A 1,130-nucleotide genomic window follows, 5' to 3' on the forward strand; every position below is an offset into this window, starting at 1 on the left:
GGCGCGAATGCCAAGGACGAAATTACACTTGAGTGCGGTGGTTTTACTATGTCTGCAATTTGTAGTGCAGCAGGCATTCATAACATGAAAGCTATGAGTGACGGTCAAGACATTACTAAAAACAAGTTAACAAAAGCTGGCCTAATGAAAGTTGGCAATGATCTCGTATGGCTTGTTAACTCTCCTGCGATCGCTCAGAAGACTCTAAATTTCATTGATAGCTTTATTGAACTCGTTGATTCTAAGCGTGCGGCCCTAGGCGCAATCCAAAATCGTATGGAAAGCACTATCCGCAATCAGGCTTCTATTTCTGAGAACGAATCTGATGCTCGCTCACGTATTCGTGATACCGACTTTGCATCTGAGACAGCTGCTCTAACCTCTAATCAGATCATTCAGCAAGCATCTCAAACCATTCTGACCCAAGCTAACCAGCGCCCAACTATCGCGCTGCAGCTTTTAGGTCAGTAGTAGCTAAGTAGCAGTAGCTACTTAAACGCGGCATAGCCTCAAAGGCCATGCTGCAATACACAACGAGCCGTCAGTTCATTCTCAAACACACTGCTTAGTTTGCTTGAGAATGCATTGATACGCTCTACAACAAAGTCCAATACCTTAAAAAGTCACTGTGACATGATTTTGTAGAGTCGCATTTGATGTAAATGGTAAGCGCTTATACAAGCGCTGGACACAACAAGGACGATAAATATGGCCTTATACGTTAATACCAACGTTAGCTCTATTAACGCCCAGCGCAAGCTTGCCAACTCCACTCTTGCGCTGAACACTTCATATCAAAGACTCTCAAGCGGTCTTCGTATCAACAGCTCCAAGGACGACGCAGCTGGTCTGCAGATCTCTGATCGTCTGACAGCCCAGATTAACGGCCTCAACCAAGGTAACCGTAACTCAAACGACGGTATCGCCCTGTGTCAGACCATTGAAGGTGCCCTCGATGAGACCACCTCAATGCTGCAGCGTATCCGTGTTCTCGCTGTTCAGGCAGCTAACGGTACCAACACCCAAAAAGATCGTCAGGCCCTTCAGCAAGAAGTTGATGCGTTAAGCCAAGAGATCACTCGTATCGCTCAGAAGTCAACCTTCGCTGGCGCTCAAATTCTTGACGGCGG

At 46.5% G+C, this 1,130-nt stretch carries 2 protein-coding genes; both read left to right on the forward strand.

Annotated elements, in window-relative coordinates; genetic code table 11:
* Nucleotides 1-471: flagellin (locus H524_RS0111995; protein WP_027940355.1), on the forward strand; the 471-nt coding region annotated here is incomplete at its 5' end.
* A 237-nt stretch (nucleotides 472-708) separates the two neighbouring features.
* Nucleotides 709-1,130: flagellin N-terminal helical domain-containing protein (locus H524_RS0112000; RefSeq protein ID WP_027940356.1), on the forward strand; the 422-nt coding region annotated here is incomplete at its 3' end.

Source organism: Anaerobiospirillum succiniciproducens DSM 6400 (assembly GCF_000482845.1).
In the GTDB taxonomy this organism is placed as follows: domain Bacteria; phylum Pseudomonadota; class Gammaproteobacteria; order Enterobacterales; family Succinivibrionaceae; genus Anaerobiospirillum; species Anaerobiospirillum succiniciproducens.